Below are 24,656 nucleotides of genomic sequence, written 5' to 3'. Positions count from 1 at the left end.
CTCCAAATGAGGATATCAATATGAAAAAAACAGCGTTAATGTCACTGCTTGGTTTAGGATTATTTGCTTGTGTTGCTCACGCTAGCGAGTTCGATTTACCGGGTTTTGTCACTGAAGTAGAAGATGGTCGTCTATGGGTGTTTAAAGAGAATTCGGCTGAGTTAACTGAGTTTAAACAGCATGGTGAACCAGCAAAGCAATTTACAGTGATCGGCGCTGGTCCTAAGGGAATGACTGTTAAATCAGCAGATCAACAAACCTTAGATGAGTATTTAGCTAAAGTAAAAGCTAATTAATTGATATGAAAGATGGGGACTTCCTACACGGGAGTTCCCACCTTTTCTTTATTGAAGTACTTTGATTTTGATCAATAACCGCATTATACTTGGGCCTGTTTTATGCAAGTGATTGTGTCGCTATTTCAAATCGCACAACTATTTTCAATTCATTTAAGTCTGAGTTTACTCGTATTAACAAGGTTATTTTTCAGTGATAAGCATTAAGCCGCATTAGTTTAACCCTCCTTTTTGGATCGCTAAGGTCCGTCTGTAGTACCTACCTTCTGGGTAGTTTTGTTGTACCCCCATAAATCCAATATCGATTCGTCATATTGACGATAAAAACTTTTGCCGTTACACACCCATGTGTATGGCTAGCGTTAGCTTATATTATTGGAATAAATGACTAAATTTTAAACAGAGTGAGAGAAATGATACAAACCATGAAAAAAGAATGGTTCTCCAACATACGTGGAGATCTGTTAGCCGGCCTTGTCGTTGCACTGGCATTAATCCCTGAGGCGATTGCCTTTTCCATTATCGCTGGGGTAGATCCAAAGGTCGGCCTGTATGCTTCATTCTGTATCGCTGTGGTTATCGCGTTTACAGGGGGGCGCCCAGGCATGATCTCTGCCGCAACGGGCGCTATGGCGCTGTTGATGGTGACCTTAGTGAAGGAGCATGGTCTTGAATATTTACTCGCGGCGACCCTATTAACCGGCGTGTTGCAAATTGGCGCGGGTTACTTAAAGTTAGGTAGCTTGATGCGTTTTGTGTCCCGCTCTGTAGTGACTGGCTTTGTGAATGCACTGGCAATTTTAATCTTTATGGCCCAATTGCCTGAGCTTACCGATGTGACTTGGCATGTGTATGCGATGACGATTGCAGGTCTTGGCATTATCTATTTATTCCCGTTAATCCCTGTGATAGGTAAATCCTTACCTTCGCCTTTAGTCTGTATTGTGGCGTTAACTGTATTTGCTGTGTATATGGGGGTCGATATCCGCACTGTTGGCGATATGGGACAACTGCCTGATACTTTGCCTATTTTCCTTTGGCCTGATGTGCCATTAACCTTTGAAACTTTGATGATCATCTTCCCTTACTCGGCAGGTCTTGCAGTAGTCGGTTTATTGGAATCTATGATGACTGCCACCATAGTCGATGACTTAACCGATACCCAAAGCGATAAGAACCGCGAGTGCAAGGGCCAAGGTATTGCCAATATTGGTGCGGGTTTAATGGGTGGTATGGCAGGTTGTGCCATGATTGGTCAGTCGATCATCAATGTTAAATCCGGTGGTCGTGGACGGTTATCGACCTTTTCTGCAGGCGTATTTTTACTTATCTTGATCGTATTCCTCGGCGAATGGTTAAAGCTTATCCCCATGGCTGCACTGGTTGCCGTGATGATCATGGTATCTATCGGTACCTTCTCTTGGGATTCAATTCGTAATCTTAAACATCACCCTATGTCGACCAACCTTGTGATGGTGGCAACAGTTGTGGTGGTGGTAGCTACCCATAACTTAGCGATTGGGGTATTTGTAGGAGTGTTACTCGCTTCCCTATTCTTTGCCAATAAAGTGGGGCGTTTTATGGTGGTCAAGAGTACGAACACTAGCGCCGACACGGGTCGTCATTACCAAATTATTGGCCAAGTCTTTTTTGCCTCGGCAGATAAGTTCAGCAATTCATTTGATTTTAGGGAAGTGGTTGATAAGGTGACGATCGATCTATCTCAAGCACATTTTTGGGATATTACTGCGGTATCGGCCCTCGATAAGGTAGTGATTAAATTCCGCCGCGAGGGGACTGAGGTTGAGTTGATTGGCCTTAACGAAGCCAGCGCAACCATAGTAGATAAATTTGGGGTACACGATAAGCCAGAAGAAGTTGAAAAAATAATGTCTGGTCACTAATCCCTAGCAACACAGTAAAAAGGAAAATAACGATGACAAATGTGATTGCCTGTATCGACGGTTCAAAAGCGACACTCGCCGTATGTGATGCCAGTGGCTGGGCCGCTCTGCAACTGGATGCTCCAGTGACCCTATTGCATGTATTAGATAAATCAGCTTATCCGATAGAGTCAAATCTATCGGGAAATATTGGCCTAGGTACGCGGGAGCACTTGCTCAATGAAATGGTTGAGCTCGAAGAGCGCCGAGGCAAACTGGCGCTCGAGCAGGGTAAGTATATGCTGCAAGATGCAAGGGCCCGTGTTGTTGAGAGCCAACCTAATGTCGTCGTTGAAACCTTGCAGCGCCATGGTGACTTAGTGGAAACCCTGTTAGAGCAGGAATACCATGCAAGATTGGTGGTGATGGGGCGTCAGGGGGAGCAACATCAGGATCAGGCACAGGCCATTGGCAGCCATCTAGAAAGTGTTATTCGTACACTTAAACAACCTATTTTAGTGGTGATGGCTGAATTTCAAGCGCCAAAGCGATTTATGATCGCCTATGATGGCAGCGCAACTGCGAAAAAAGCCCTCAATCGCGTTGCGACTAGTCCACTGCTAAAGGGACTTGAGTGTCATTTGGTGATGGTGTCTGACAATCAATCCCAGGCCATAACTGAATTGAACTTAGTGACAGAGGCTCTGCTTCAAGCGAATTTCAATGTGATCACAGCAGTTTGTCAGGGAGAGGTGCAAACGGCGCTAGAGGCTTATCAAGTTGCACATCAAATCGATCTTATGGTGATGGGCGCCTACGGACATTCGCGTATTCGGGAATTTTTCGTGGGTAGTAACACTACAAGGATGATCAGCAAAAGCCATATCCCCTTGTTATTGTTGCGCTAACAGATGTTGATATTTGTGCTTATGGGTGTCTATGGCACTCATAGGTGCAAAATATTAGGAATAGAGTCTGACACTTAAGTTTTGGAGGTGAGATGAACGAACAGCTAAAACAGCAACTGCATTTACAGTTACAGCAAATGTATCAAAGCTTGTTAGCGCAGATCGCGGCAGAAACCAATGATACTCAAGTGGTTGAACTCGACCAATCACGACTCGGACGCCTCTCACGCATGGATGCACTGCAAGGACAGCAAATGGGATTGGAAGCCGCGCGGCGTAAGCAACATCAATTACAGGTTATCGAAGGCGCATTATTGCGAATAAATAGCGATGAATATGGTGAGTGCTTTGTCTGTGGCGAAGATATCGATTTGAATCGACTTAAGTTCGATCCTACCGTGACCCGTTGTATTCACTGCGCCCAAACATAACACTCACTATACTGATGCAATATTTTGCAGTCCTAGGATGTATTCATTGCAACTAAGCGCGAGCTAAGGTGCGATCATTTTGTGTTGTAGAGTTACGCCATTCGTATTCAATCGGGTAGAAACTACAGGCATTTAGATGATGTTAAATGAGTTAGGATCCTAGCAGGATCCTAACTCGCTCAATATGTGTTTTTGGTAAAGGATCATACTGTGAATGGCGTTTTCTTTATCCACATAAACAGCTTAGGTTTATGAAATAATGCTTACCAAAAGTTGCCACAGATGTTCAGATCCCGTCCGATTATGGCACCGCTGCCGATTTAAAATCATCCTCCAGCTTGAAATGGAAAGGGTACTGACCCAATACCTGCTCTGCCTGCGCTTTATCATTACTGCTCTCCAGTTGAACCAGCAGGCTGATCCCCAGAGTTTTGTCTTCCGACACATCCAGATTAAAGTGTTCAAGTCCGGCCTCGCGTAGCGAAGCAGACAGGGCATTGCGGATCTCGAGGTGTTTAAGAGCGGGTTTAAAAATTTTACCTACAGCAGTTAATGGGATGGCATCCACTATCTGGATTTGCTTTGGAACCGCAGCTCGTTCCACAATCTGTTGTTTGGCGAATTCCATCAGCTCGCTGACCGTTGTACTGGCGCCAGGTTTAAGCTGGACATAAGCGACAGGCAATTCCCCCACCTGCGGATCAGGGCGGCCCACAGCAGCGGCTACCTGCACTGCAGGGTGCTGATGCAGAACCTCTTCAATGCTGGATGGATCTATATTGTGCCCACCCCTGATAATCAGTTCCTTCTTACGGCCGGTCAGCCAGAAATAGCCTTCGGCATCCTGACGGCCTAAATCACCTGTGTTAAGCCACAGTTGACCGTCGTCCATCTGCACCCAAAGATGCTGATTTTGTTCTGCAATCTTATAACCAGAAAAAACATTCGGGCCAGAGATAACTATCACCCCAACCTCTTCGGTAACACAATCTCTGACATAATGCTGTTGCTCATCCAGCAGCACAGTTTTCATCTGTTGCCCCGGAACCCTCAGTCCTATGGAACTAGGACGGCGCTCTCCACGAAGAGGATTGACGCTGCTGACACAAGTGCCTTCAGTCAGGCCATAACCTTCGAGTATTTTCACGCCCGTGATGTCCTGGAAACGACGGAACACTTCCACTGGCATAGGTGCTGCACCACATAAGGCATAATCCAGTGACGAGATATCCCGATCACCTATAGGCACCTGCATCAGGCTGGCATACAAGGTTGGAACACCACTGAATGAGTTGATTTGATGATGCTCTACCAATTCCCAAAAACGGCTTACCACACCTTCGCCTCTGTAGCCTTGTGGTGTGCCCAGTATGACCTGACCGCCAATAGAAAAAGGCAACAGACCAGTCACCAGCACAGCATTGACGTGAAACAGAGGTAAGCCACAGAATACCTTTCTGGGTTTTGCCGTATCTGAGCCAAAAAACTGACTGGCACTCCAGGCGTTGGCCACTTCATTGCCATGGGTTCGCACCGCTATTTTTGGTGCTCCGGTAGTGCCTCCTGTGCAGAAATAGGAGGAGTAATCGCTGGAAGAAAACACCCGGGCTGAATTCAGCTTGTCTTTCGTCTGACTGTCGATGGCTTCAGCAAAATCATGCACCAGAATCTGAGCTGGCAGCCGGCTGCTCAGCAGGCCTGAACCACACAAACGCAGCACTTCCATTTGTTGTAATTCTTTGGCGCCCTGCTTTTTCGCACCACGCACCCGATCACAGAGATTAACCAGTACCAGATGCCGGATGCCACGCACCTTTGGTAACATCTGACTGACCTTGGCAAATAAATCTGTACCAGGAAAAGGGGCCAGTGTGACCAGAATAGACGCACCTGCTGCATTCAGCAGATCCGCCATAGCTTCTGGCTCGAGTAAAGGGTTTATAGCGGCGACAATACCTGTAGCCTGCCCACCCCAAATTATAAAATGAGTTTCTGGCAGATTCGGCAGTATGTAGGCGATGACTGTGTCTTTGTCGGCACCTAATTTATGCAGAAAGTTAGCCGTTTGATGGATCTGTTCCAGCAACGCCTGGTAAGTCCAGGTTTCGGGATCTTTATGCTCGTCTGCCTGCAAAAAAAACGTCAGTGCAGGTGCATGCGGGTCTCGTGCAGCCCCCTGACGGATCATGTCATAGGTGCTGGCTGGAAGCTCTGGCTTGCCTGCAGCTTCCATTGCCAGTACATCTTCATAACAGCCTATGCCAGAATAAGTTTGCATCTATTCATCCTTAATGACGTGGAATTGTTGTCCTAGATTGATCACTCCATCTAGGCTGGCAATAGTGGCTTCCAAATAGTCAGAGGGTTTAAGATATTCCTCGCGACGTTTTTGGCTTTTGATAAACAGTTGCCATCTTTTACTTTCAGGTAATAACCCCAACAAACGGATAATTAACGGAGGCGGGAGCTTTAGGGCACAACCACTGGGTGTGCCTGTCATCACCACATCGCCAGGTTCAAAGTCGTGGATTTGAGAAAACTCGGAGAGTGACTCCGCAGGTTTAAATACTAAATTGGCAGTAGAATCCTGTTGGCGAATATTGCCGTTTACTGTCAATTTTAATTGTAGTGAGTTTAGGTAATGCATTTCACTTTTATCGAGTAAACATAAGACGGGCCCAAGTGGGCAGAAGGTACGATAGCTTTTGCCTTTGTGAAATTGCATCTGTGGTATCTGTATATCTCGGGCAGAGACATCATTACCAATACAGATCCCAGCGACATATTCATGTAGATTGTGTTCTGTGATTTCTAAAGGTCCCTGAGTTTGTTTACCCAGAACTAAGGTTAACTCTATCTCATAATCAAGAAGCGACACATGCCAGGGTTTGATGATTACACCAGTGGGATTGTTGATAGAAGCGGTCGATTTAGTGAAAAACATATTGAACTTTTTGACATCAGGATCCATACCTGAATCAATCATATGCTGACGGTAGTTCGCCCCCTGACAGAGTATTTTGCTCGGCGACGTAATTGGAGAGAGTAGATTAATGCTGCTTAGCGTTAGAGCCTCTTTGCCAATAGCGGCTTTCATCTTTTCTCTGTCTATATCTAACAATGCCTTAGTAGTCGAGCAAGGTATATTTAGAGGGTAAACATTGTTATTTTCGAGTATGCCCCAGCCGATAGCTTCATCGTGCTGAAAGCGGACAATATGTAGTGCCATGGTGATCTCCGGTGATCAGCTAAATAGTTTTGCCAATGTAATTAATTTGCGTAATGTCAGATCTGGGCTATGGCGCAAATGATGCAACATGGCTTTGATTTTCGTGGGTGTGAGTTTCGGTTTAGTAAAACTTGCAGGCATGGTCTGTCCCCATTGCGACATCGCCTCACGGCTGACCGGATGAACCCCCATTGGAACATCGTTAGTAAACACATCACCATCACAGTAATGTTCGAGTTTGAATCCCCATGGGTCTTGCCAGTAATCAAAAATTTGACTGCCCAGAATATGGCGGCCCATGCCCCATACATGATCCCAGCCTTTTTCCCTCAGTACTCTTTGCCCCATACCTACAGCGTCTGCGTCGACCAGCTCAAAAGCGCTGTGGCTATAGCAAGGCATAAAGCCCTGCGCTATCGCGAGGGTATGGTGGTCAGAGGGTGTATCTCCGAGGTCCAGTCGCATAAAGACCACAGCGGGTGAACCATCCGGCAGTACCTGTACATCGCTTGGAATAAAACCGAAATGTTGGCTATACCAGCTACTGGTAACTTGAAAATCAGCCACTTCCAGTACGACATGGCCCAGTTTCAGCACCTCAGGTGCGGCTATAGGTGGCCGCTGGGCAGTGTTAACCCGTGGCGTTTTTAATTCGTAATTCAAATCCAGCGCAGCACGATGGCTTAATGCCGCTTGCTCTTGCAGGCCAAACAAAGCTTCCACCGTAAAACCTGAAGGGTCCTGCAAACGCACCACCTGACCACCGCCTGGACAGTCCAGTAGTTGAATTGCGGAAGCACCGGGTAACAGTGAAAGCTTTTCCAACGCGTCCATTCCGTCGACCAGTAATCCAAAGCCCAGAAATTTGGGCTGCTCTGCCTGCTCAATCCGATAGCAGAAAGGTTCTGTGCCAGCACTACGCATGTACAGCGTGCGTTCTTCGCGTTTTGCTAGAACCAGACCGAAGTCGCTCAAAAAGCGCTCCGCCTTGTCCAGATCCGGCAACTCGAAAGACAAATATGTAAGTTTCTTTGCCTTCACCGTGGGCGAAGGATGACGTTGAGGTTGGTCTGTGCTGAGTTGAGGCATGAATTAGGGTAGCCCTTAGTAATTTATAAATTATATTGCACTTATTTGAAAATAGATCAATATTGATACAAATGTCAATATTGGCTCGATGGATGGATCCTCGCTTTTCTGAAAAGTACCCACTTAGCCATCCATGAAACCATGAGTAGAAAATGAATATGCAAGAGAAAATAGACTGGATGTCAGAGCAAGTTGTTGATGTATTGGTTGTGGGCTATGGGCCTGTGGGAGCCGCTTTGGCAGCGTTATTGGGGCGCTACGGAGTTCGTTGCCTTGTGATAGATCGACTAGAAGATTTGGTCATGGCTCCCAGAGCGATTGCGCTGGACAATGAAGCTTTACGCATACTCCAGATGGTTGGATTAGATGATCAGAGTTTTGAACGTTATGGCATCCAAGAAGTTCGGATGCACAGCCCCTATTTAGGTCAGTTTGCTAGGGTTAACACCAGTGGCAGTATAGATGGTCATCCAAAGTTGGTGACCTTTTACCAGCCTTCCCTTGAAAGTGCGCTGAGGTCGCTGGTTACATCTTGGCCTAGCGTCACTGTTCGGACTCAAACCGAATTATTGGGTTTCGAACAGCATACCCAAGGTGTGGTTGCCACCCTTGAAAATGCCAATGGTGAGCAAGAGCGAGTGTTCGCTCGCTATCTGGTGGGGGCCGATGGTGCAAGTTCGCGAGTACGTTCCTTGATAGGTCAGGAATTTGAAGGCGAAAGCTATGCGGAAGATTGGTTGATAGTGGACGTTAATGGGCGCCATAACAAAGCCATAGACCATGTTGAGTTTATCTGCGATCCCAGACGCCCATCACCCCATATGCCTGCTCCGGGTGGACGTGAACGCTGGGAGTTTATGCTGCATCCGAATGAAAAACGTGAAGACATGGTTCAACCAGAAAAAATTGCCGAGCTGATGACTCCCTGGCTTAGCGCTGAAGATCTGACGATAGAGCGTCAGGCTGTCTATCGTTTCCATGCCCGTTGCTGCAATGCTTTCCAAAAAGAAAGGGTGTTTCTTGTCGGCGATGCAGCACATATTACTCCTCCTTTTGTTGGGCAGGGACTGGTCGCAGGGCTTAGGGATGTCGCCAACCTTGCATGGAAACTTGCCTGGGTTACAGAGGGCAAAGCAACGCCAGCCATTCTGGCTAGTTTCGATCAAGAACGTCGCCCCCATGCCAAGCAAATGATCGATCTCGCTAGGATGATGGGTAAACTTGTTATGCCGACTTCAGCGTTCAAAGCCATCGCTGTGCACGGATTGATGCGATTGCTGGGTATGTTCCCATTGACTAGACCCTATTTTGAAGAACTAAAAATTAAGCCAGCTAATCGCTTTATTAAAGGGCTCTTCAGCAAGGGAAAAAGTAATGCTGGCCTAGTACGGGGCGCACAACTGCCGCAGGAATGGCTACGAACAGAACAGGGAATGCAGTTGAGCGATGATGTGTTTGGGTCGCAACTGCTGTTGCTGGGGATAGGTATTGATCCAAAAAAAGGTCTGGATACTAGCATCTGTCAAGCGTGGGAAGCCGTCGGAGGACGTTATTTGCACCTCGGACTACGGGGACAATTTAAAACCAGCGATACGCCTTTTGCCGAAACCATGGGCAATGCCTTTGTGTTGGGGAAAGCCTGTGGCTGGCTGGTGGTCGTGCGGCCTGATCAGGTGGTGATGTTGGATGGTCCTGCTGAACAAGGTTCTGAACTTATTCGTCAGGCCTTGTCCATGTTTAAAAATTAAAAATATGTCAGTATTGATATACTTTTAATTATTTGACATCGAAAGGATAACAATATGCTCCCAGATACAGATATGGGGTTAATCACTGAGGAAGATCAAAAATTAACACGTGGATATAAAAAGAAAGCCAGAACCCGGCAGGCTCTACTGAACGCCGCTTTAAACATTTATGCCGAAAAAGGCGTAAGTGAACTCCTTCTCAATGAGTTAGCGGAAAAGGCCGAGGTTTCTAATGGTACGGTTTACAACTATTTCAGAAGCCGTGAAGCGGTGCTGGAAGCTGTGGGTATGGAACTGGCAGATAAGCTTTCCGACCAAATCACTAAGTTCAGCCAGGGCATTGAAAGTGGAGCTGAGCGGCTTGCGATAGGCGTTCGCATGTTTATTCGCGAGGGTAGGCGTGATCGGATTTGGGCTGGTGCAGTGGTGAACATCTTTCAGTACGACAGCAGAATTCGTACCGCGGTGGCTAACAATTTGCGGGGCGATTTGCAGTTGGGTTCACGTCAGGGGATGTTCAATTATGGGAGTGAGGCCATTGCCGTGACACTGGTTGCATCAGCCACAACGGGCATGATGGCAGCCATACTGGATGGTTACGACCAACTAGGGGCCGATGTAATACTGACGGAGATGTTACTGCTAGGATTGGGTGTTGATGCCGTAGAAGCTCATCGTATTGCACACTTACCTCTGCCTGAAACAGAACCTCAGAGTAGCACTGTCCCGACGAAAAAGCCGAAACGTGGTAGGCCCAGAAATTCAGGATAACAGCCGTATCGACAGGGACAGATTGGGTCCTGAGTCGGTGCTTTAATCAGTATTTTTTAGTTAAACAGGTGGTACGTTTTTTATGATTATAGTGCTTGGTGCTACAGGTAATATTGGTCGCGAAGTGTCTGACCTTCTGGTTAAAGGTGAGCAAGAAGCTGTATTTCTTAGCCGCGATTTGCAGAAAGCTCCGGCGCAGTTCACTGGTCACAGTATGAGAGTGGCAGATTTGGATGACCCGACCTCTCTGGAGAGAGCCATGGTGGGGGGTAGCAAATTGTTACTGGTCTCACCCAATTCTGAAGCCATGCAGCAACAGCAAATTAATGCGATTCGAGCCGCCAGTAAAGTGGGTATCCAGCATATAGTAAAAATATCAGGTACACCCAAAAGCGTCAGCGAACACTCGCCTTCGGCCGTGGGGCGGGCACACTGGCATATAGAGCAGGAGCTAAAGGCTCATGCCAAAACATACAGTATTTTACAATGCAATTTCTTTATGCAGAACCTATTGGGGCTTCAGGCCGATATGGTGCGCAAATCAGCAAAAATCATGCTGCCATTTTCACCTTCAACAGCGTTTCGCTTTATTGACACCAGAGATATAGCCGCTTGTGCCGTGCACCTACTGACCGATGACAAGGTAGAGAGCAAAACCTACAAGATGTGCGGAAGCCCATCATCGTTCCAGAAGCTGGCTGATGAGCTCAGCAATTTGATGGGACAACAGATAAGATATAAATATGTGCCGATGTGGCTTACAAAAATAGTCATGCTTATCAAAGGTATGCCAAAGGCGCATATTCAACATCAGATGGAGATGGCCGGTCTCTATCGGCAGGGGATTTCAGATGATCCTTCCGATGACGTCAGCTTACTGACTGGAAGGAAAGTGGTTTTGTTGCCTGAGTTTCTTAAGCAACATATTCATCACTTTACATCAAAATAATAGCGATGAGACCTTGTTGATTAGGCTCTACAGGGTCTGAATATGAGGCACAAGCTTGTCTGTGTGCTTAGCATATTTATTTGAGGGTGGGGTTGTATATCATCACTCGATCTCTTCCCGATGTTTTTGCTTGATAGAGTGCTTTATCGGTAACAGATATCCAATTCTCAATGCTAGTCATATTCTTTGCGGTCAGCTCTGCAACCCCAGCAGAAAAGGTATAGTTAAAACCGGGTGCTATGGTATCCAAGTTGACCAGCTTGAGTTCTTTAATAATCCTTTCAATAAGAACAACCGCTTCAGCTTCAGCGGTCTCGGGCAGTAATATAGCAAATTCTTCTCCCCCTAATCTGCCTACCACATCTTGTTTGCGTAGCTGCATCTGAAGTAGGTGAGTAAAGTGGCAAAGCACCTCATCTCCAACTGGGTGCCCGTAGATATCGTTTATTTTCTTGAAATGATCAATATCTAAAATAGCTAAAGCAGTACAGCGGTCATATCGTCTAGTTCGGTGATATTCGCTGTGCAGTAACATCATAAAATGACGACGGTTTGAGATACCCGTTAGCTCATCTGTCAGGGCTTGTCGTTCCAGTATCGCGCGTGCGGCTTCAAGCTCCAGTTCGGTTTTTTTTGCTCTGGTAATGTCATTGCTGACTAGCACTACCTCACCATTAGCGTTGACTTGTTCAGTCATCAACACCCAGTGGCCGTTTACCAAGTCCACTTCAAAGCTGCGAAAGGGCTTAGTACGGTACTGAAAATGGACATATTCCAGCCAATCTTTCAGTGTTGAGGCTCTGCTGTTTGGACCCACACCTTGGGTAAACATTTGGGTTAGCATATCGTCAAAGGTATGCCCAAGCTTTAGATAACCTTGAAGACCAAACATAGAAGTAAATGCATCATTAAAAAAAATAAAGCGATCATTTGAGTCAAGGGCAGCGATTCCGTTCTCAGTTTGAGTAACATGCTCAATTAATAGCGAAATCAATTGGTCTGTGAAAACTTTTGCCATTTTTAACCTCGATCTTAATTGAACAAATCTGATCATGATCTTAGTCGAGCAAAATCACTTTTGCCAATAGGCTACAAGTGATCAACAGCTTACTGAGGTAAAGCACTTTATCGTTAGGGGTCAAAACGGTGTAAAGCTGTTCAATGACTTTTTTGGGATCCTCCGCTACGGCAGATCCGCTCTCTTTAATTGTCTATTTTTGGGGGGACAGAAATCAGCTTGTGAAAGTATGTGTAGTGTAAGTCCCGCCACACAATTATTTATGCCATATCGTAAATGCCATAAATAATAGGCATCACGATATGGCAGTTTTACCACGGTTTAAGTCATTTTAGTGAGGCAGTGCATTGGCGTATATTGATCACTATTATTTCTCGTATTTCTCGCTTTATAAAGAGGGCTCGAAAGATCTGGTCATAAATTGCAGTTGATTCGCGGTACGATTTAATTGCTCGGCGGCTTCGTGTATGGATGTCACACTCTGGCTGTTTTGCTCGACGAGTGAACTAATGTAATCAATGTTATTTGCTACTTCAGCCGAGGCGACTTCTTGTTGCTGCAGCATGTGGGCAATATTTCGTGCGGAGCGCTGGATGTCGCCCGCCGAACCTTTGATAGCCTCGTAAGTGTTTCGACTCGCCTCAAGCAGGGTATTACTGTGCTGAACCTCTTTAGCCGCTTCCCCCATAGCAACGAGAGTATTGGCTGTGCAGGTGCCAATACGTTCGACGGTGGAAGCGATTTCCACTGTGCTACCGCTAGTTCGCTCTGCCAGTTTGCGCACTTCGTCGGCTACCACCGCAAAGCCTCGGCCGGAGTTACCCGCCCGTGCGGCCTCAATCGCGGCGTTGAGCGCCAAAAGATTGGTTTGATCTGCGATTTCCTTAATGATCTGCGCAAGTTGTCGGATTGATGATACTTCGGCATCCAACTCTATAATCATGGCTTGAGCACTATCCATACTTGCCTTCACCTCTTTTGACGCTTCCAATGTCGAGGAGATTTGTTTATCGCCCAGATCAACTTGCTCCACTGCGGCGGTTGCTTGTTCGGCACTTTGGCGTGTGTGTTGCGAAATTTCGCTGACAGAAGCCGATAGTTCTTCTACTGCCGCCGCCATTGTGCAGATATTTTCTGCCCCTTGCCGAGTACGATGAGTCGCATCTTCTACTTGACCATTAAGGGTGCGAGATTGAGATTCTATGTCTCCTCCGATGATCAACATGTCGGCGATTACGGCACGCAGACTCACGCCCATAGACTGAAAGCCAACCAAAATGCCAGAGAACTCTTGGGCTGCATGTGGATTAATTTCATAGCGGAAGTTCCCCGCTGAGATCTTATTCATCGCATCACCAATCCGCTTTAGTGGCGATAGAATGCCTAAATAGGTCCATAGTCCCAATCCTATCCCCAAAATAGCGCCCATTAAACTGACGCTCCAACGCCAATGCTCAGCGACAAACAGTTCAGCACCCAGACACAGTGTAGGGAGGGATATTAATAGTAATAACCTTATCTTGAGCGAGATGTCGTGTTGATATTTCGTGGCAGGGATGATAGCCATTTTCTGTCTTACCGCCGTATACAGAGCTTCGGCTTGTGCTATTTGTTGAGGGGTAGGGCGGCTACGGACAGACATATAGCCAATCTTTTTCCCTTGTTCAAATGCCGGAGTGACGTAGGCATCTACCCAATAGTAGTCCCCATTTTTGCAACGATTTTTAACCACGCCTCGCCAAGGCTTGTCGGCTTTAATTGTGTTCCACATGTCGGCAAATGCCTCGGGCGGCATATCAGGATGACGAATAATATTATGTGGTTGGCCGAGCAGTTCCTCTAGCTGAAAACCACTGATCTGGACGAAACTCGCATTGGCATTCAAGATAATGCCATTGAGATCTGTCATGCTCACTAAGGGGCGTTTGGGATCTAAATGATGTTCTACGTTGGTGATGTTGTGCTTGTCGTACATACAGGTCTCTCAGTTAAAATAGGTTTGATACTGGCGTTGTTATGCGCCATTTTTCAAAGTTAGGTTGATTCAGTGTGGAACCCTATAGTGTGTTAACCGCTAGAAAGTCCATGACATCCCTAGGGTTCCAAAGTCAGTTTTGTGGCGTTCGGTTTCGAAGGTCTCAGAGAAAAAGGTATTGGAGTAACTCAAACTGAATGTCCCCCTACGCAGGCAAAATCCGGCAGAGACCATACCAATCAAAGGATTAGAATCGACGGAACGACTGTCTCGGAATAAGGTTCCGTCTAATGGTAGGTAGTGGGCAACACCGTAAGCGCCTATGCCGCCGAAGAAGCTGAAGGACCACTCGGCCAAGGGTTTGACACCGACAGTGGAGGCCACATTAAACCCAGAACGCAATGCACTCACCCCCAAGGCGTCCACTAGATTCCAGCCAACTTCACCGTAGACACCTGCACCTGCGCCAGTAAAGTAGTTACCCAGTCCAAGGGTTCCAATGGGTACTAGCCGCCATTGTGCTGAATCTCCGACAGAGCCTGCTGCGACGAGGTGGGCAACCGTGTAGGTAAGGTTTACTACAGCTTCATTGGGCAACTGAGTGTCCCAGCCGTGCGGTTTGTTGGCTCCAATCACCTTGTGGAACCCTCGCTGCACATCTTCGGCATGGGACATAGGTCCAACGACCCCCAGCTTGAGTTGCCAGAGGTGCATCCAGTCTTCCTTCTGTGCATACAAGGTACTGTCGATATAGAGGATCCCTGAAAAAGGTTGGTCGTCTTCGCTGGGATTAGGAATAGTGTCGTCGTCGGGCGTATTCATCTCCTGCACTACAGACCAAGACGCGTAGGTCTGGTATTCACTGTCTGCAACGAAGGGCAGGAAAGACCAGAGGTCAGTCCACTGCTCAACAAGCCCATCGTTATCGGTATCGATAGCGCCTGAAACCCAGGTAAAGCCAACACCATTGGTGTAGTTGTTATCTGTACCTGTGAAGGCATCATTTTCCCAGGTGAGTGATATAGCTCCATCACTGGCCGCCCAAGCTTGGGATAAACTGCTGACTAGACAGAGGCCAATCAGTAAGATTCTGGTGAGTGTTTTTTTCATAATCAGCAGTTTCCTTTTAATAATTAATCAGTTGAAGTTGTTTCCTTGAGCTTATCAGTGATCTCAGATGCAACCTGCTTTGCCGTGGTTTGTAATGCACGGTTCTTGGCTGCCAGTGCATTTGTGTAGTCGCTGGATCCCGTTGTCTCTATCACTTCCCTGATCAAACTGCGACCCACAAAGCTGCTGCCATTTTGCGCTTCCACACGCCATAGCACGTCCAGCTCAACCTCTTGTTTTGCTATCACGTTGAAGCGTTGAATATTTAGCATTACCTTGAAATCCAAATCGAAATTTTGGGCATCTATGGCTAATGCGATAACACGACTAGAGTCCAATGCCTCGCCTAGATAGCGGGCAAAGACGCGTGGAACTTGTGCTCGCAGTGGCTCAGCCCATTCGTATTGCTCATCTATTTGCAGTTGATAACTCGCGGTCTGGATGACCAATTGCGGCCTGTCGATAACCTCTGGCAAGTTAACTTGGGTAATGGCGACACGCAGACCGCTCGGCGACCCTAATGGTGTTGCTTGCCCATCATCAAGCGAGAGGTAATGGACTGGCGTAGAAGTCACACAAGCCGCAACAAATAGCGTTAGGGATATAATGATGATTTTTTCCATATATATCATTGGGTTTACTTCCTTCCAGTGATGAGTGCTTGCGGGTGTCGTTCGAGCAGATCGGCAAGATCTCGGACTGCCGTCGCGGCTCGACCGACTTCTCGCAGGGTGTCACGCAACTGCAACTGTGTTGGAGAATCACTGGCAAGCACACGTTCGGCCTGATTTAAGGTGCTACGGGCGTCGATTAGTGTCGCAGACAGCTCAGGTATGACGTTTTTATCGATATTGACGACCAGCTTATCGGTATGTTCCAAGGTTTTATGCATGGCTTCTACGACGCTCTGCAGTTGATCTTGCAAGGAATCTAAGGAACCTGCTTGAGTCGGTAATTGGGGGATTGTCTGCGCCCAGTTCATCTGGGTTGCCTTGGCCTTGGGGAAGAAATCCAATGCTACATAGCGTTGTCCTGTCAGTAGGTTAGCTGTGCGTAATTGGGCACGTAACCCATTGACCACCATACTATCGATAATCTGGCGTAGGCTCGATGAGCTTTGTGTTTGCGCGCTTTGATCCCGTTGTCGACTTGCTAGGCGATCGGGGTAGAGGCTGATTTCGACGGCCATGGTCACATCGGCGCCTGCGGAGCGGACATCGAGATCGATGCGGGATACTTCTCCAGCAGGCAGACCACGAAAGTCTACTGGCGAACCTACTGTCAGCCCGCGCACGGATTCGTCGAAGATCAGTACGAATTTCTGGACCAGAGTGTCCGGCACTTTTAGGGCATCGGTGCGGTCGTTAAAGAGGGGAAACTCGGATTCAGCTAATGCCTCCTCCATTGCCACGTCTTTCGCATCACTGCTATTAGTGAAAGCGACCCCGCCAACGGCGAGGCTGACCAGAGATTGTATATCCATCTTTACCCCTTCGCTGTCAAGGGATACATCTATGCCGCTGGCATGCCAGAACCTCGATGCTGTTGTGACAAAACGATCGAAGGGAGCATCGACAAAAATACGCACAGACACAGCTTTACCATCGGGATGCATGGCATAACCGACCACGCGGCCGACCGGTATACGCCGGTAATACACTGGGGCGCCAATATCGAGAGAGCCCAGATCGTCGGCGGTGAGCAAGAACTGACGACCAGACATACCACTAACGATCAGCGGAGGGGTATCTAACCCAATAAAGTTGTGATAAGGCTCATGCGAGGAGCCGGGATCGATGGAAATAAAGGCGCCAGAAAGCATAGTGCTCAGGCCGGAGATGCCACCCGCCCCAATACGGGGGCGTACTATCCAAAATCGACTGTCCTTGACTAGCAGTGATTCGGCCTGCTTGGCCATAGCAACGGTGACTTTGACCGAGCGTTGGTCGTCACTCAAGGCAATGGACGTCGCCATACCTATCTCTACATCCTTATACTTGATCTTGGTTTTATTCACCTCTAGGCCTTCCGCCGTGGGGAACTGTATCGTAATTTCTGGCCCGCGCATCAGGACGGCTTGAACGGCCAAGCCTATGGCGATGAGTACGGCTAGCGCCGGTACAATCCAGATCAGTAATTCCTTACGCGAGCGAGAATTTCCTGTGGGGAAATTATTGGAGGTTACTGATGCTGCAGAATTTTTACCTAGATTCATTTTACATTTTCCTTCGGTTGCGTCTCGTCCAGAGGATCCCAGATAAGTCTTGGATCGAAAGCCATGGCCGCCAGCATCGACAGGATGACGACGGCGGCGAAAGCAAGGACACCGCTACCGGGTGAAATAGTGGCGAGGGATTCGGCACGCACCAATGCGACAAGTATGGTGACGACATAGACATCGAGCATGGACCAGCGGCCGATGGCCTCGAGGATGCGATAGAGCTTCGCCCGCCGCATCACTTCCCCGCACCATCGACGTTGGACACTAATAACGAGTAAGGTTAGCGAGAACAATTTCAGCAAAGGTACGACGACACTGGCAATAAACACTATGAGCGAGATGGCCCAAGAACCGCTGTGCCAGAGATAAACGACACCACTCATAATAGTGTCGTGTTGTGTCCCGAAAATTGAACGAGTGATGGTTATCGGTAGCAAATTGGCTGGCAGATACAGCACATAGGCGGCAATCAGGTACGCCCAAGTGCGCTGAATATTGTTCGGCTTGCGAAAATGAAGCGATGAACCACAACGTTTGCAGACGGGTTTGGGGATCGGCGAACCCAGCATGCCGCATGTCAAACACGTGGCTGTGCCTGTTCGGATGGCTTGCAACCCGCTCATTGCTCTGCCTCTTCCCAAGCTTGCCAGAGATCCCGTGGCTCAACTATGGTGTGAAGGATTGCCAGCAGTAGCATCACGCAGCCGAAACACCAAGCGGCGGCGCCAGCAAAGACGTCCGCAACGTTGGTTAATTTTACCAGTGCAACGAGGAGACCCATAATAAACACTTCGATCATGGCCCAAGGATGGGCCATGTGTAGTACTCTGAAAACCCAAGAGAAACCTGGAGGACGTTTACCTAATCGTAGCGGTAATGCCATCCAGACCAGCCCCGCTAGCTCAATGAGAGGTAGGACTGTTGTACTCAATAACACCAAGATGGCCACCATTCCCATCTCTTCTCGCCACAAACTGACCGCCGCGCCAATCACAGTCGTTTCGATACGTTGTCCCTGAATATCGAGTCCAACGATCGGAAAAGCATTGGCAGCGATCAATAACACTAGGGCTGAACAGGCTAGTGCTAAAGTGTTGTCTAGGCTGTGGCGCCCTTGTCGATAGAGTCGTGCGCCACAACGTGAACAATGGCCGCTGTTGGTCGTTCCATCGACCAGCAGATCGCATTCTGGACAAGCAGTCGCAGTTTGCAATGTTTGTTTTGGGGCAGATCTTGATGTCATCTGACCGTCTCCTGCCTTAAGATTCAAGCACTGGGGCTTGTACTTCTGGCTTGTCCTGTGTAGCTGAAGGTGGCTCTATCTTGAACCAAGCGGCATATAACGCTGGCACGAAGAAGATAGTCAACATGGTCGCCACAATCAGGCCTCCCATAATGGCGATAGCCATTGGCCCCCAGAACACACTGCGAGTGAGTGGTACCATGGCAAGCGCGGTTGCCGCAGCAGTCAATATCACTGGGCGAGCACGCATCACCGCTGCCTCTACCACTGCGGTCCAAGGATCGCGACCACTAGCGGCCTCGATTTGCACCTGATCGATAAGGATCACTGAGTTACGCATAATCATCCCGCACAGCGCAATAATCCCAAGGATGGCAACAAACCCTAGTGGTGCTTGGAACAGTAGCAGGGCGGCGACAACCCCGATCAGACCCAGCGGTGCCGTTAGGAACACCATGGTCATCAGCGAGAAGCTCTGTAATTGCAACATCAGTATGAGCAAAATAGTCACTAGCATTACAGGCGCGACAGCCATAAGAGCGGCGTTCGCTTTATCGCTCTCTTCAACTGCACCACCGACATCAATGCGATAGCCCGAGGGCAATTGAGCTTTGACACTCTCCAGTAATGGCAGAATGGCCTCAGTCACAGTGACACCCTGGGCACCATCGATAACATCGGCACGAACAGTGATTGCCATATCGCGGTTACGACGCCACAGCACAGGCTCTTCTAATTCATTGCTAATCGTTGCTATCTGCGATAAAGGCACCACAGTTCCCTGACGGGTATAGAGGTTAATATCCTTGAGCGTATTAACATCTAAGCGTTCAGACGGAATTGCACGGGCCATGATATCGATCAGTTCTTCACCATCACGTAGCTGCGATAGAGGTATTCCCTGCATCAGTGATTGCGTCGCTAGGGCTATATCCGTAGGGCTCAAGCCGAGTGCTTGTGCTTTTTCCTGATCCAACTCAACTCGCAGCGTACGCACAGGATCGTTCCAGTCGAGTTGAACGTCTCGTACTTCTGGATTGCTCGCTACGATATGCTCAACCTTACGAGAAATTGAACGCACCATCTCAATGTCGGGTCCGACAATACGGAACTGCACAGGGAAGCCAACTGGGGGGCCGAGTTCGAGTCGAGTGACACGCACCCAGGTCTCAGGAAACTTCTCGTCAGAGACAGTCATTAAACGAGAACGTACTCGCTCACGGGCCTCTAGATCGTGGGTCATAACCACAAATTGCGCATAACCTGGGTTAGGCAACTCTGGGTTTAGCGATAGATAGAAGCGCGGCGCACCAGCACCTGTATAGGCGGTAAAGAAGCGCACATCTTCATCTTTGGAGAGCCATTCCTCCATGCGTTTAACTTGCTCAGTGGTGGCTGCAAATGATGCACCTTCCTTAACGCGCAGATCGACAATCAGCTCAGGTCGAGTACTGTTTGGGAAAAATTGCTGAGGTATCAGCTTCATTCCCCACACGGCTAACACTAATGCAAAAGCCGTAGCACCAATAACCCACCAGCGACGCGCAATGGTCTTTTGGATTAATCCCCGTAGCTTACGGTAGAATGGTGTCGAGTATGGCGTCACATTCGCATCGTGATGTTTGAGATCATCAGGCAACATCTTGACGGCGAGGTAGGGGGTAAATAGGCCAGAACAAATCCATGACAGCAGCACTGCCGCGCCTACAATCCAGAAGATCCCCCCAGCATATTCGCCCGTTGTCGATTCGGAAAAACCGACAGGCATAAAGGCTGCAGCCGTGATCAGCGCTCCACTAAGACGCGGCATAGCGGTCGCTTTATAGGAATAGGCGGCGGCCTCGGCCTTACTCCAACCCGCTTCCATTTTCACCACCATCATTTCCAAGGCTATGATAGCGTCGTCCACTAACAGCCCCAGTGCGATGATCAAGGATCCCAGAGAAATACGCTCAAGATTCCAGCCCAGACCCAACATGACGATAGCCACCATGCTCAGCACTAAGGGCACAGAAAGGGCGACGACAAGACCCGGACGCCAGCCCAGGCTCACTAGACTGACAATAACAACAATCGCTAATGCTTCCATCAAGGAACGCTCAAAGTCCCAGACTGCCTCTTTGACCGTCGTAGGTTGATCGGCGACTTGTTCCAGTTCAACACCATAGGGGAGTTCGTTCTGGATATCCTGTATTGCAACACTGAGAGCTTCGCCAAGGCGAACGATGTTGCCATCGTTGGTCATTACCACGCCGAGCATCAATACTTGCTGGCCGTTGTGGCGAATGGTGTAGGTCTGTGGATCCTCATAATCACTATGAACTGTAGTGAAATCGCCCAGTTTAATGACTCGTCCATTCACGGCGATCGGCAGATTACGGATGTCATCGACGTTTTTAAACTGACCGTTAACACGCACAAACACGCGATCATTACGGGTGTCGAGTGACCCTGCAGGAACGATGGCGTTTTGGTTACTAAGTGTATCCACGATTTGTTGTGGCGAAATACCCAAAGTAGCTAAACGTTCGTGAGAGAACTCAATATAAATTCGTTCTGCTTGTTTACCGAACAAGTCTACTTTCTTCACCATGGGCACTTTAAGCAGGCGAAGCTTAATGAGTTCAGCTTGGTCGGACAGATCAGCAAGGTTAAAACCGTCACCTTTTAACGCATACATCAAGCCATATACATCGCCGTATTCATCGTTGAAGATTGGGCCGACGACCCCATCTGGCAGCTCCAACTTCAGATCACTGAATTTCTTGCGAGCTTGATACCATGCTTCTTGCTGGTCCGCTTGAGTTGTGCCGCCCTTGACCGTGATGGTCATGCCACCAAATCCCTGACGAGCGAAGGTCACTACTTTTTCGAAGTGATCAAGCTGCTCAAATTTTTTCTCCATGCGGTTAAGGACTTCGTCTTGCACTTGCAGTGCCGTCGCGCCAGGCCATAACACCATTACCGTCATTGAGGGCACTGAAAAGTTAGGATCCTCGAGCTGTCCCAGCTTTCCAAAACCAAGCACCCCAGTTATTGAGATGAGGACGATGAGAAATAGCACTACGGCGCGATGGCCCAGTGCCCACTCCGTTAGGTTGAAAGATTTCACTTACTCACCTCCTGCCCAGCAAGCATCTTCCCTTGTGCAGCGGGTAATGTTACTCGTAAGCCCGGTGCCATTTTCTGGATCCCTGCAGTGACCACTAAGGTTCCTGCGACTGGGCCGGACACTAAGACCTCATCATTGCGATAGCCTTCTATGGCAACGTTAATCTGCTCAACGGTTCCGGTTAAACCATCATCCACGGGATGAACTGTCCACACGGCAGGAGATCCTTGGTATTGCGTGAGTGCTGACGAAGGAATCACTGCCACCTGTGCATCCTGGGTACTATGCTTGGCCACCAGTGTCGCCGAGGCACCCAAAGGCAGTTTTCGCGGTGTAGCGGGTTTCAACTTGGCGCGATAGGTGCGCGTCTGGGGAGTGGCTTGCATTGAAAGTTCACGTAGAACAACATCAAAACTGTCGTTAGCAGCGCTAGACAGCGTTGCCCTATAGTGCGAGTTTTTAAATTCCTCTAGGTTATTTTCAGGCACATCGACAACAATTTCAGGTTCATTCTCATTAGCGATAGAGATCACTGCTTGCCCTGGCGCCACCACTTGGCCAACTTCCATATGCAGGCTAGTGATCACACCACTGTTTGATGCACGCAAGACGGTGTACTTCACCTGATTGCGGGCCAAGTCAAACTGGCGTGCTTCGGCTTCGGCTACCGCACGAGTGGTCAACAGGGTACTGTGGGCTTGTTCTTCAAGCGATTCGCTGACTGAACCATCTTTTTTCAATGCTTCCAATCGCTTCCAATCCGAATCAGCTTGACGTGCTGCAGCCTTCGCCGCATCTAGTCTTTGTAGCGCAGCCTCTTGATTGAGGCGGTAATCAATATCATCAAGTACAGCCAATATATCGCCAGCTTTTACGCTTTGACCGATATCGACTCGACGCTCGAGCACTTTGCCGCCGATACGGAAAGCCTGATCGACTTCGTAGCGCGAAGCCACTGTAGCGAAATAGCTATTAGTATTACGCATATCCTCATAGTTCAACGCGACCGTTTTTACTGGCCTGAAGATCTCTGCTGTTTGAGCAGGTTCAGAGCAGGCACAAAGTTGGGTAGTGAGTGTTGCGGCGATAGCCGCTGCGGCAAAAAATTTCACGACGATACCTCATTGGTAGATGTTTGAGTTTGGGAGATAGCGGGGGCGACAGCACTCGAGCTGGTCGGTTCAAAGAATTGCCAGCCACCACCGAGCGCCTTAAACAGTTGCACACTGTTGAGCAGCAATTGGGTTTGGCTGTCATTAGCACTGATCTGAACGGCTAAGCGAGCACGTTGTGAATCGAGCAGTGGTAACAGGTCAATTTGTCCGCGTTCATAGAGGGATTCTGCATGGCCTAATGCGGCTTGGGCCGAAGCCGCCGCACTTTGCAACATTTGCGCTCGGTTGCGTTCATCGCGCAGTGCCACAAGGCCGTTTTCGACATCTTCGAGCGCACGCATTATGCCGTCTTCATATCGCAGCAGCGCCTCGGATTGCATACTCTCGGCGGTTTCGTTGATGGCACTCGTCCGGCCCCAGTCGAATATAGGCATACTTAATAGGCCTGCCACATTATTGAAACGTGCCGAGCCTAGATCTAGACCGTTCATTTCTAAGCTCTGATGGCCGAATAGGGCATTGACAAACAAGCGCGGAAACCATTCGGTAGAGGCTTGTTGGCGGCGCCAATTTGCAGCTTCAAGCTGAGATTTGAGCGCGAGTAGATCGGGGCGACGCTCGATCAAGTTTGCTGGCTGTCCAGGTTGGATCTCTGGCACTGCGACGAGCATCTTGGTCGGGGTTAATTCGGCGGTTGCCGATGGCGCTAACCCCATCAACACGGCAAGGCGATGTCGTGATACGGCAACTAGGGTCTCTAAGGGGGGGATGCTGGCTTGGGCGCGGGACGCTTCGGTTCGAGCGCGCTCAACATCAAATGGCGAGGCCAGACCGGCTACATGACGTGCGGTTACTAGCCGTAATGTTTCCTCTTGGGTTGCCGCAATCGCTCGTACAGTGTCGAGTTGACGCATGGCACCTGTCAGCCTGAAGTAGTTGCTGGCAACATCGGTCAGCACTAATAGACGTACGGCACGCGCCTGATCCTCGCTCGTCTGAGCATCGGCCTCCGCCGCGGCAGCACCGGCTCGCAAGCGTCCGGTCAAGTCAAGTTCCCAGGAAACACTCAAACCGCCTGATAGGCTCTGCATCTCAGGTGCGCCTTGCTTGGCGGTGCCATTGAAGCCATTTCCAGAATCACTGGCCGATGCTACCGCCCCTACATTGGGCAACATAGCGGCGCGACTGATAGTGACGCCAGCACGGGCAGCTCGGACGCGTTCCATGGCCATGCGGATATCGCGATTCTCACTCGCTGCGCGAGTGATAAGTTCAGAAAGTACAACGTCGCCATAGCTGTTCCACCAAGCGATTTCGGGCTCGTTGGCAACGGCTTCGGCGGCGGTGAACTGATCGGGCAGTTCGACTGTTGACTGTAGCCGCATGGTGTCACACCCGGTCGAGGCAAGTGCCAAGGTAGATGTGACCATGACGGCAATGAGTCGCTTCTTTATCGGGCGCGACATCAGGGGTATAGAGACTATTAAAGGCATCTGATATTCCCATTGTGTATGTTTAATTTTGTAAATCAGCATAACAGCGCCGTTACCGTGAGTGG

At 48.8% G+C, this 24,656-nt stretch carries 20 protein-coding genes; 7 read left to right on the top strand and 13 right to left on the bottom strand.

Going from position 1 to position 24,656, the window contains the following annotated elements; genetic code table 11:
• Window positions 1-20: 20 nt before the first annotated feature.
• The 4 genes from L2744_RS05775 to L2744_RS05760 all read left to right on the top strand — a co-directional run bounded on the left by L2744_RS05775 (window position 21) and on the right by L2744_RS05760 (window position 3,518).
• Complete coding sequence (locus L2744_RS05775) at window positions 21-296, top strand: hypothetical protein (protein WP_248991009.1); 276 nt, start codon at window positions 21-23, stop codon at window positions 294-296.
• 413 nt (window positions 297-709) lie between these two features.
• Complete coding sequence (locus L2744_RS05770; RefSeq protein WP_248991008.1) at window positions 710-2,200, top strand: SulP family inorganic anion transporter; 1,491 nt, start codon at window positions 710-712, stop codon at window positions 2,198-2,200.
• 32 nt (window positions 2,201-2,232) lie between these two features.
• Window positions 2,233-3,087: a universal stress protein gene (locus L2744_RS05765; RefSeq protein WP_248991007.1), complete on the top strand. Its 855-nt coding sequence runs from the start codon at window positions 2,233-2,235 to the stop codon at window positions 3,085-3,087.
• Between the two features lie 92 nt (window positions 3,088-3,179).
• Entirely contained in the window at window positions 3,180-3,518 is a 339-nt protein-coding gene (locus L2744_RS05760; protein WP_248991006.1) for a TraR/DksA family transcriptional regulator, read from the top strand.
• A 301-nt stretch (window positions 3,519-3,819) separates the two neighbouring features.
• On the opposite strand, the gene L2744_RS05755 is transcribed toward L2744_RS05760, so the two are convergent.
• The 3 genes from L2744_RS05755 to L2744_RS05745 are packed head-to-tail and all read right to left on the bottom strand — an operon-like array spanning window position 3,820 to window position 7,836.
• Window positions 3,820-5,796, bottom strand: coding sequence for an acyl-CoA synthetase (locus L2744_RS05755; RefSeq protein ID WP_248991005.1), 1,977 nt, complete (start codon window positions 5,794-5,796; stop codon window positions 3,820-3,822).
• Window positions 5,797-6,747, bottom strand: coding sequence for a fumarylacetoacetate hydrolase family protein (locus L2744_RS05750; RefSeq protein WP_248991004.1), 951 nt, complete (start codon window positions 6,745-6,747; stop codon window positions 5,797-5,799). It lies immediately after the preceding gene.
• Between the two features lie 15 nt (window positions 6,748-6,762).
• Window positions 6,763-7,836: a VOC family protein gene (locus L2744_RS05745; RefSeq protein WP_248991003.1), complete on the bottom strand. Its 1,074-nt coding sequence runs from the start codon at window positions 7,834-7,836 to the stop codon at window positions 6,763-6,765.
• A 158-nt stretch (window positions 7,837-7,994) separates the two neighbouring features.
• Here L2744_RS05745 and L2744_RS05740 point away from each other — a divergent pair, with 158 nt between their 5' ends.
• The 3 genes from L2744_RS05740 to L2744_RS05730 all read left to right on the top strand — a co-directional run bounded on the left by L2744_RS05740 (window position 7,995) and on the right by L2744_RS05730 (window position 11,304).
• Entirely contained in the window at window positions 7,995-9,584 is a 1,590-nt protein-coding gene (locus tag L2744_RS05740; RefSeq protein WP_248991002.1) for a bifunctional 3-(3-hydroxy-phenyl)propionate/3-hydroxycinnamic acid hydroxylase, read from the top strand.
• Window positions 9,585-9,638: 54 nt separating this feature from the next.
• Window positions 9,639-10,355 carry a TetR/AcrR family transcriptional regulator gene (locus tag L2744_RS05735; protein ID WP_248991001.1) on the top strand — a complete coding sequence of 239 codons (717 nt, stop codon included), beginning with the start codon at window positions 9,639-9,641 and terminating at the stop codon, window positions 10,353-10,355.
• An 82-nt stretch (window positions 10,356-10,437) separates the two neighbouring features.
• Complete coding sequence (locus tag L2744_RS05730; RefSeq protein WP_248991000.1) at window positions 10,438-11,304, top strand: NmrA family NAD(P)-binding protein; 867 nt, start codon at window positions 10,438-10,440, stop codon at window positions 11,302-11,304.
• Window positions 11,305-11,380: 76 nt separating this feature from the next.
• Here the strand turns inward: L2744_RS05730 and L2744_RS05725 are convergent, their stop codons facing one another.
• The 10 genes from L2744_RS05725 to L2744_RS05680 all read right to left on the bottom strand — a co-directional run bounded on the left by L2744_RS05725 (window position 11,381) and on the right by L2744_RS05680 (window position 24,591).
• Window positions 11,381-12,322, bottom strand: coding sequence for a sensor domain-containing diguanylate cyclase (locus tag L2744_RS05725; protein WP_248990999.1), 942 nt, complete (start codon window positions 12,320-12,322; stop codon window positions 11,381-11,383).
• Window positions 12,323-12,710: 388 nt separating this feature from the next.
• Entirely contained in the window at window positions 12,711-14,297 is a 1,587-nt protein-coding gene (locus L2744_RS05720) for a methyl-accepting chemotaxis protein (protein ID WP_248990998.1), read from the bottom strand.
• Between the two features lie 99 nt (window positions 14,298-14,396).
• Complete coding sequence (locus L2744_RS05715) at window positions 14,397-15,407, bottom strand: lipid A deacylase LpxR family protein (RefSeq protein WP_248990997.1); 1,011 nt, start codon at window positions 15,405-15,407, stop codon at window positions 14,397-14,399.
• 23 nt (window positions 15,408-15,430) lie between these two features.
• Window positions 15,431-16,039, bottom strand: coding sequence for a PqiC family protein (locus L2744_RS05710; RefSeq protein ID WP_248990996.1), 609 nt, complete (start codon window positions 16,037-16,039; stop codon window positions 15,431-15,433).
• Between the two features lie 5 nt (window positions 16,040-16,044).
• Window positions 16,045-17,622: a PqiB family protein gene (locus L2744_RS05705; RefSeq protein WP_248990995.1), complete on the bottom strand. Its 1,578-nt coding sequence runs from the start codon at window positions 17,620-17,622 to the stop codon at window positions 16,045-16,047.
• A complete protein-coding gene (locus L2744_RS05700; RefSeq protein WP_248990994.1) occupies window positions 17,619-18,251 on the bottom strand; it encodes a paraquat-inducible protein A in 633 nt (210 codons plus the stop codon). Before L2744_RS05700 ends, L2744_RS05705 begins: the two co-directional genes overlap by 4 nt.
• Window positions 18,248-18,871: a paraquat-inducible protein A gene (locus L2744_RS05695; protein WP_248990993.1), complete on the bottom strand. Its 624-nt coding sequence runs from the start codon at window positions 18,869-18,871 to the stop codon at window positions 18,248-18,250. The genes L2744_RS05700 and L2744_RS05695 overlap by 4 nt, the downstream gene beginning before the upstream one ends.
• 16 nt (window positions 18,872-18,887) lie before the next feature.
• Entirely contained in the window at window positions 18,888-21,983 is a 3,096-nt protein-coding gene (locus L2744_RS05690) for an efflux RND transporter permease subunit (protein WP_248990992.1), read from the bottom strand.
• A complete protein-coding gene (locus L2744_RS05685; RefSeq protein WP_248990991.1) occupies window positions 21,980-23,095 on the bottom strand; it encodes an efflux RND transporter periplasmic adaptor subunit in 1,116 nt (371 codons plus the stop codon). The genes L2744_RS05690 and L2744_RS05685 overlap by 4 nt, the downstream gene beginning before the upstream one ends.
• A complete protein-coding gene (locus L2744_RS05680) occupies window positions 23,092-24,591 on the bottom strand; it encodes an efflux transporter outer membrane subunit (protein ID WP_248990990.1) in 1,500 nt (499 codons plus the stop codon). Before L2744_RS05680 ends, L2744_RS05685 begins: the two co-directional genes overlap by 4 nt.
• Between the last annotated feature and the right edge of the window lie 65 nt (window positions 24,592-24,656).

The organism is Shewanella profunda, from assembly GCF_023283765.1.
Classification (GTDB): Bacteria; Pseudomonadota; Gammaproteobacteria; order Enterobacterales; family Shewanellaceae; genus Shewanella; species Shewanella profunda.
The sequence above is the reverse complement of the archived record's forward strand: the minus strand, read 5'-3'. Positions and strand labels throughout refer to the sequence as shown.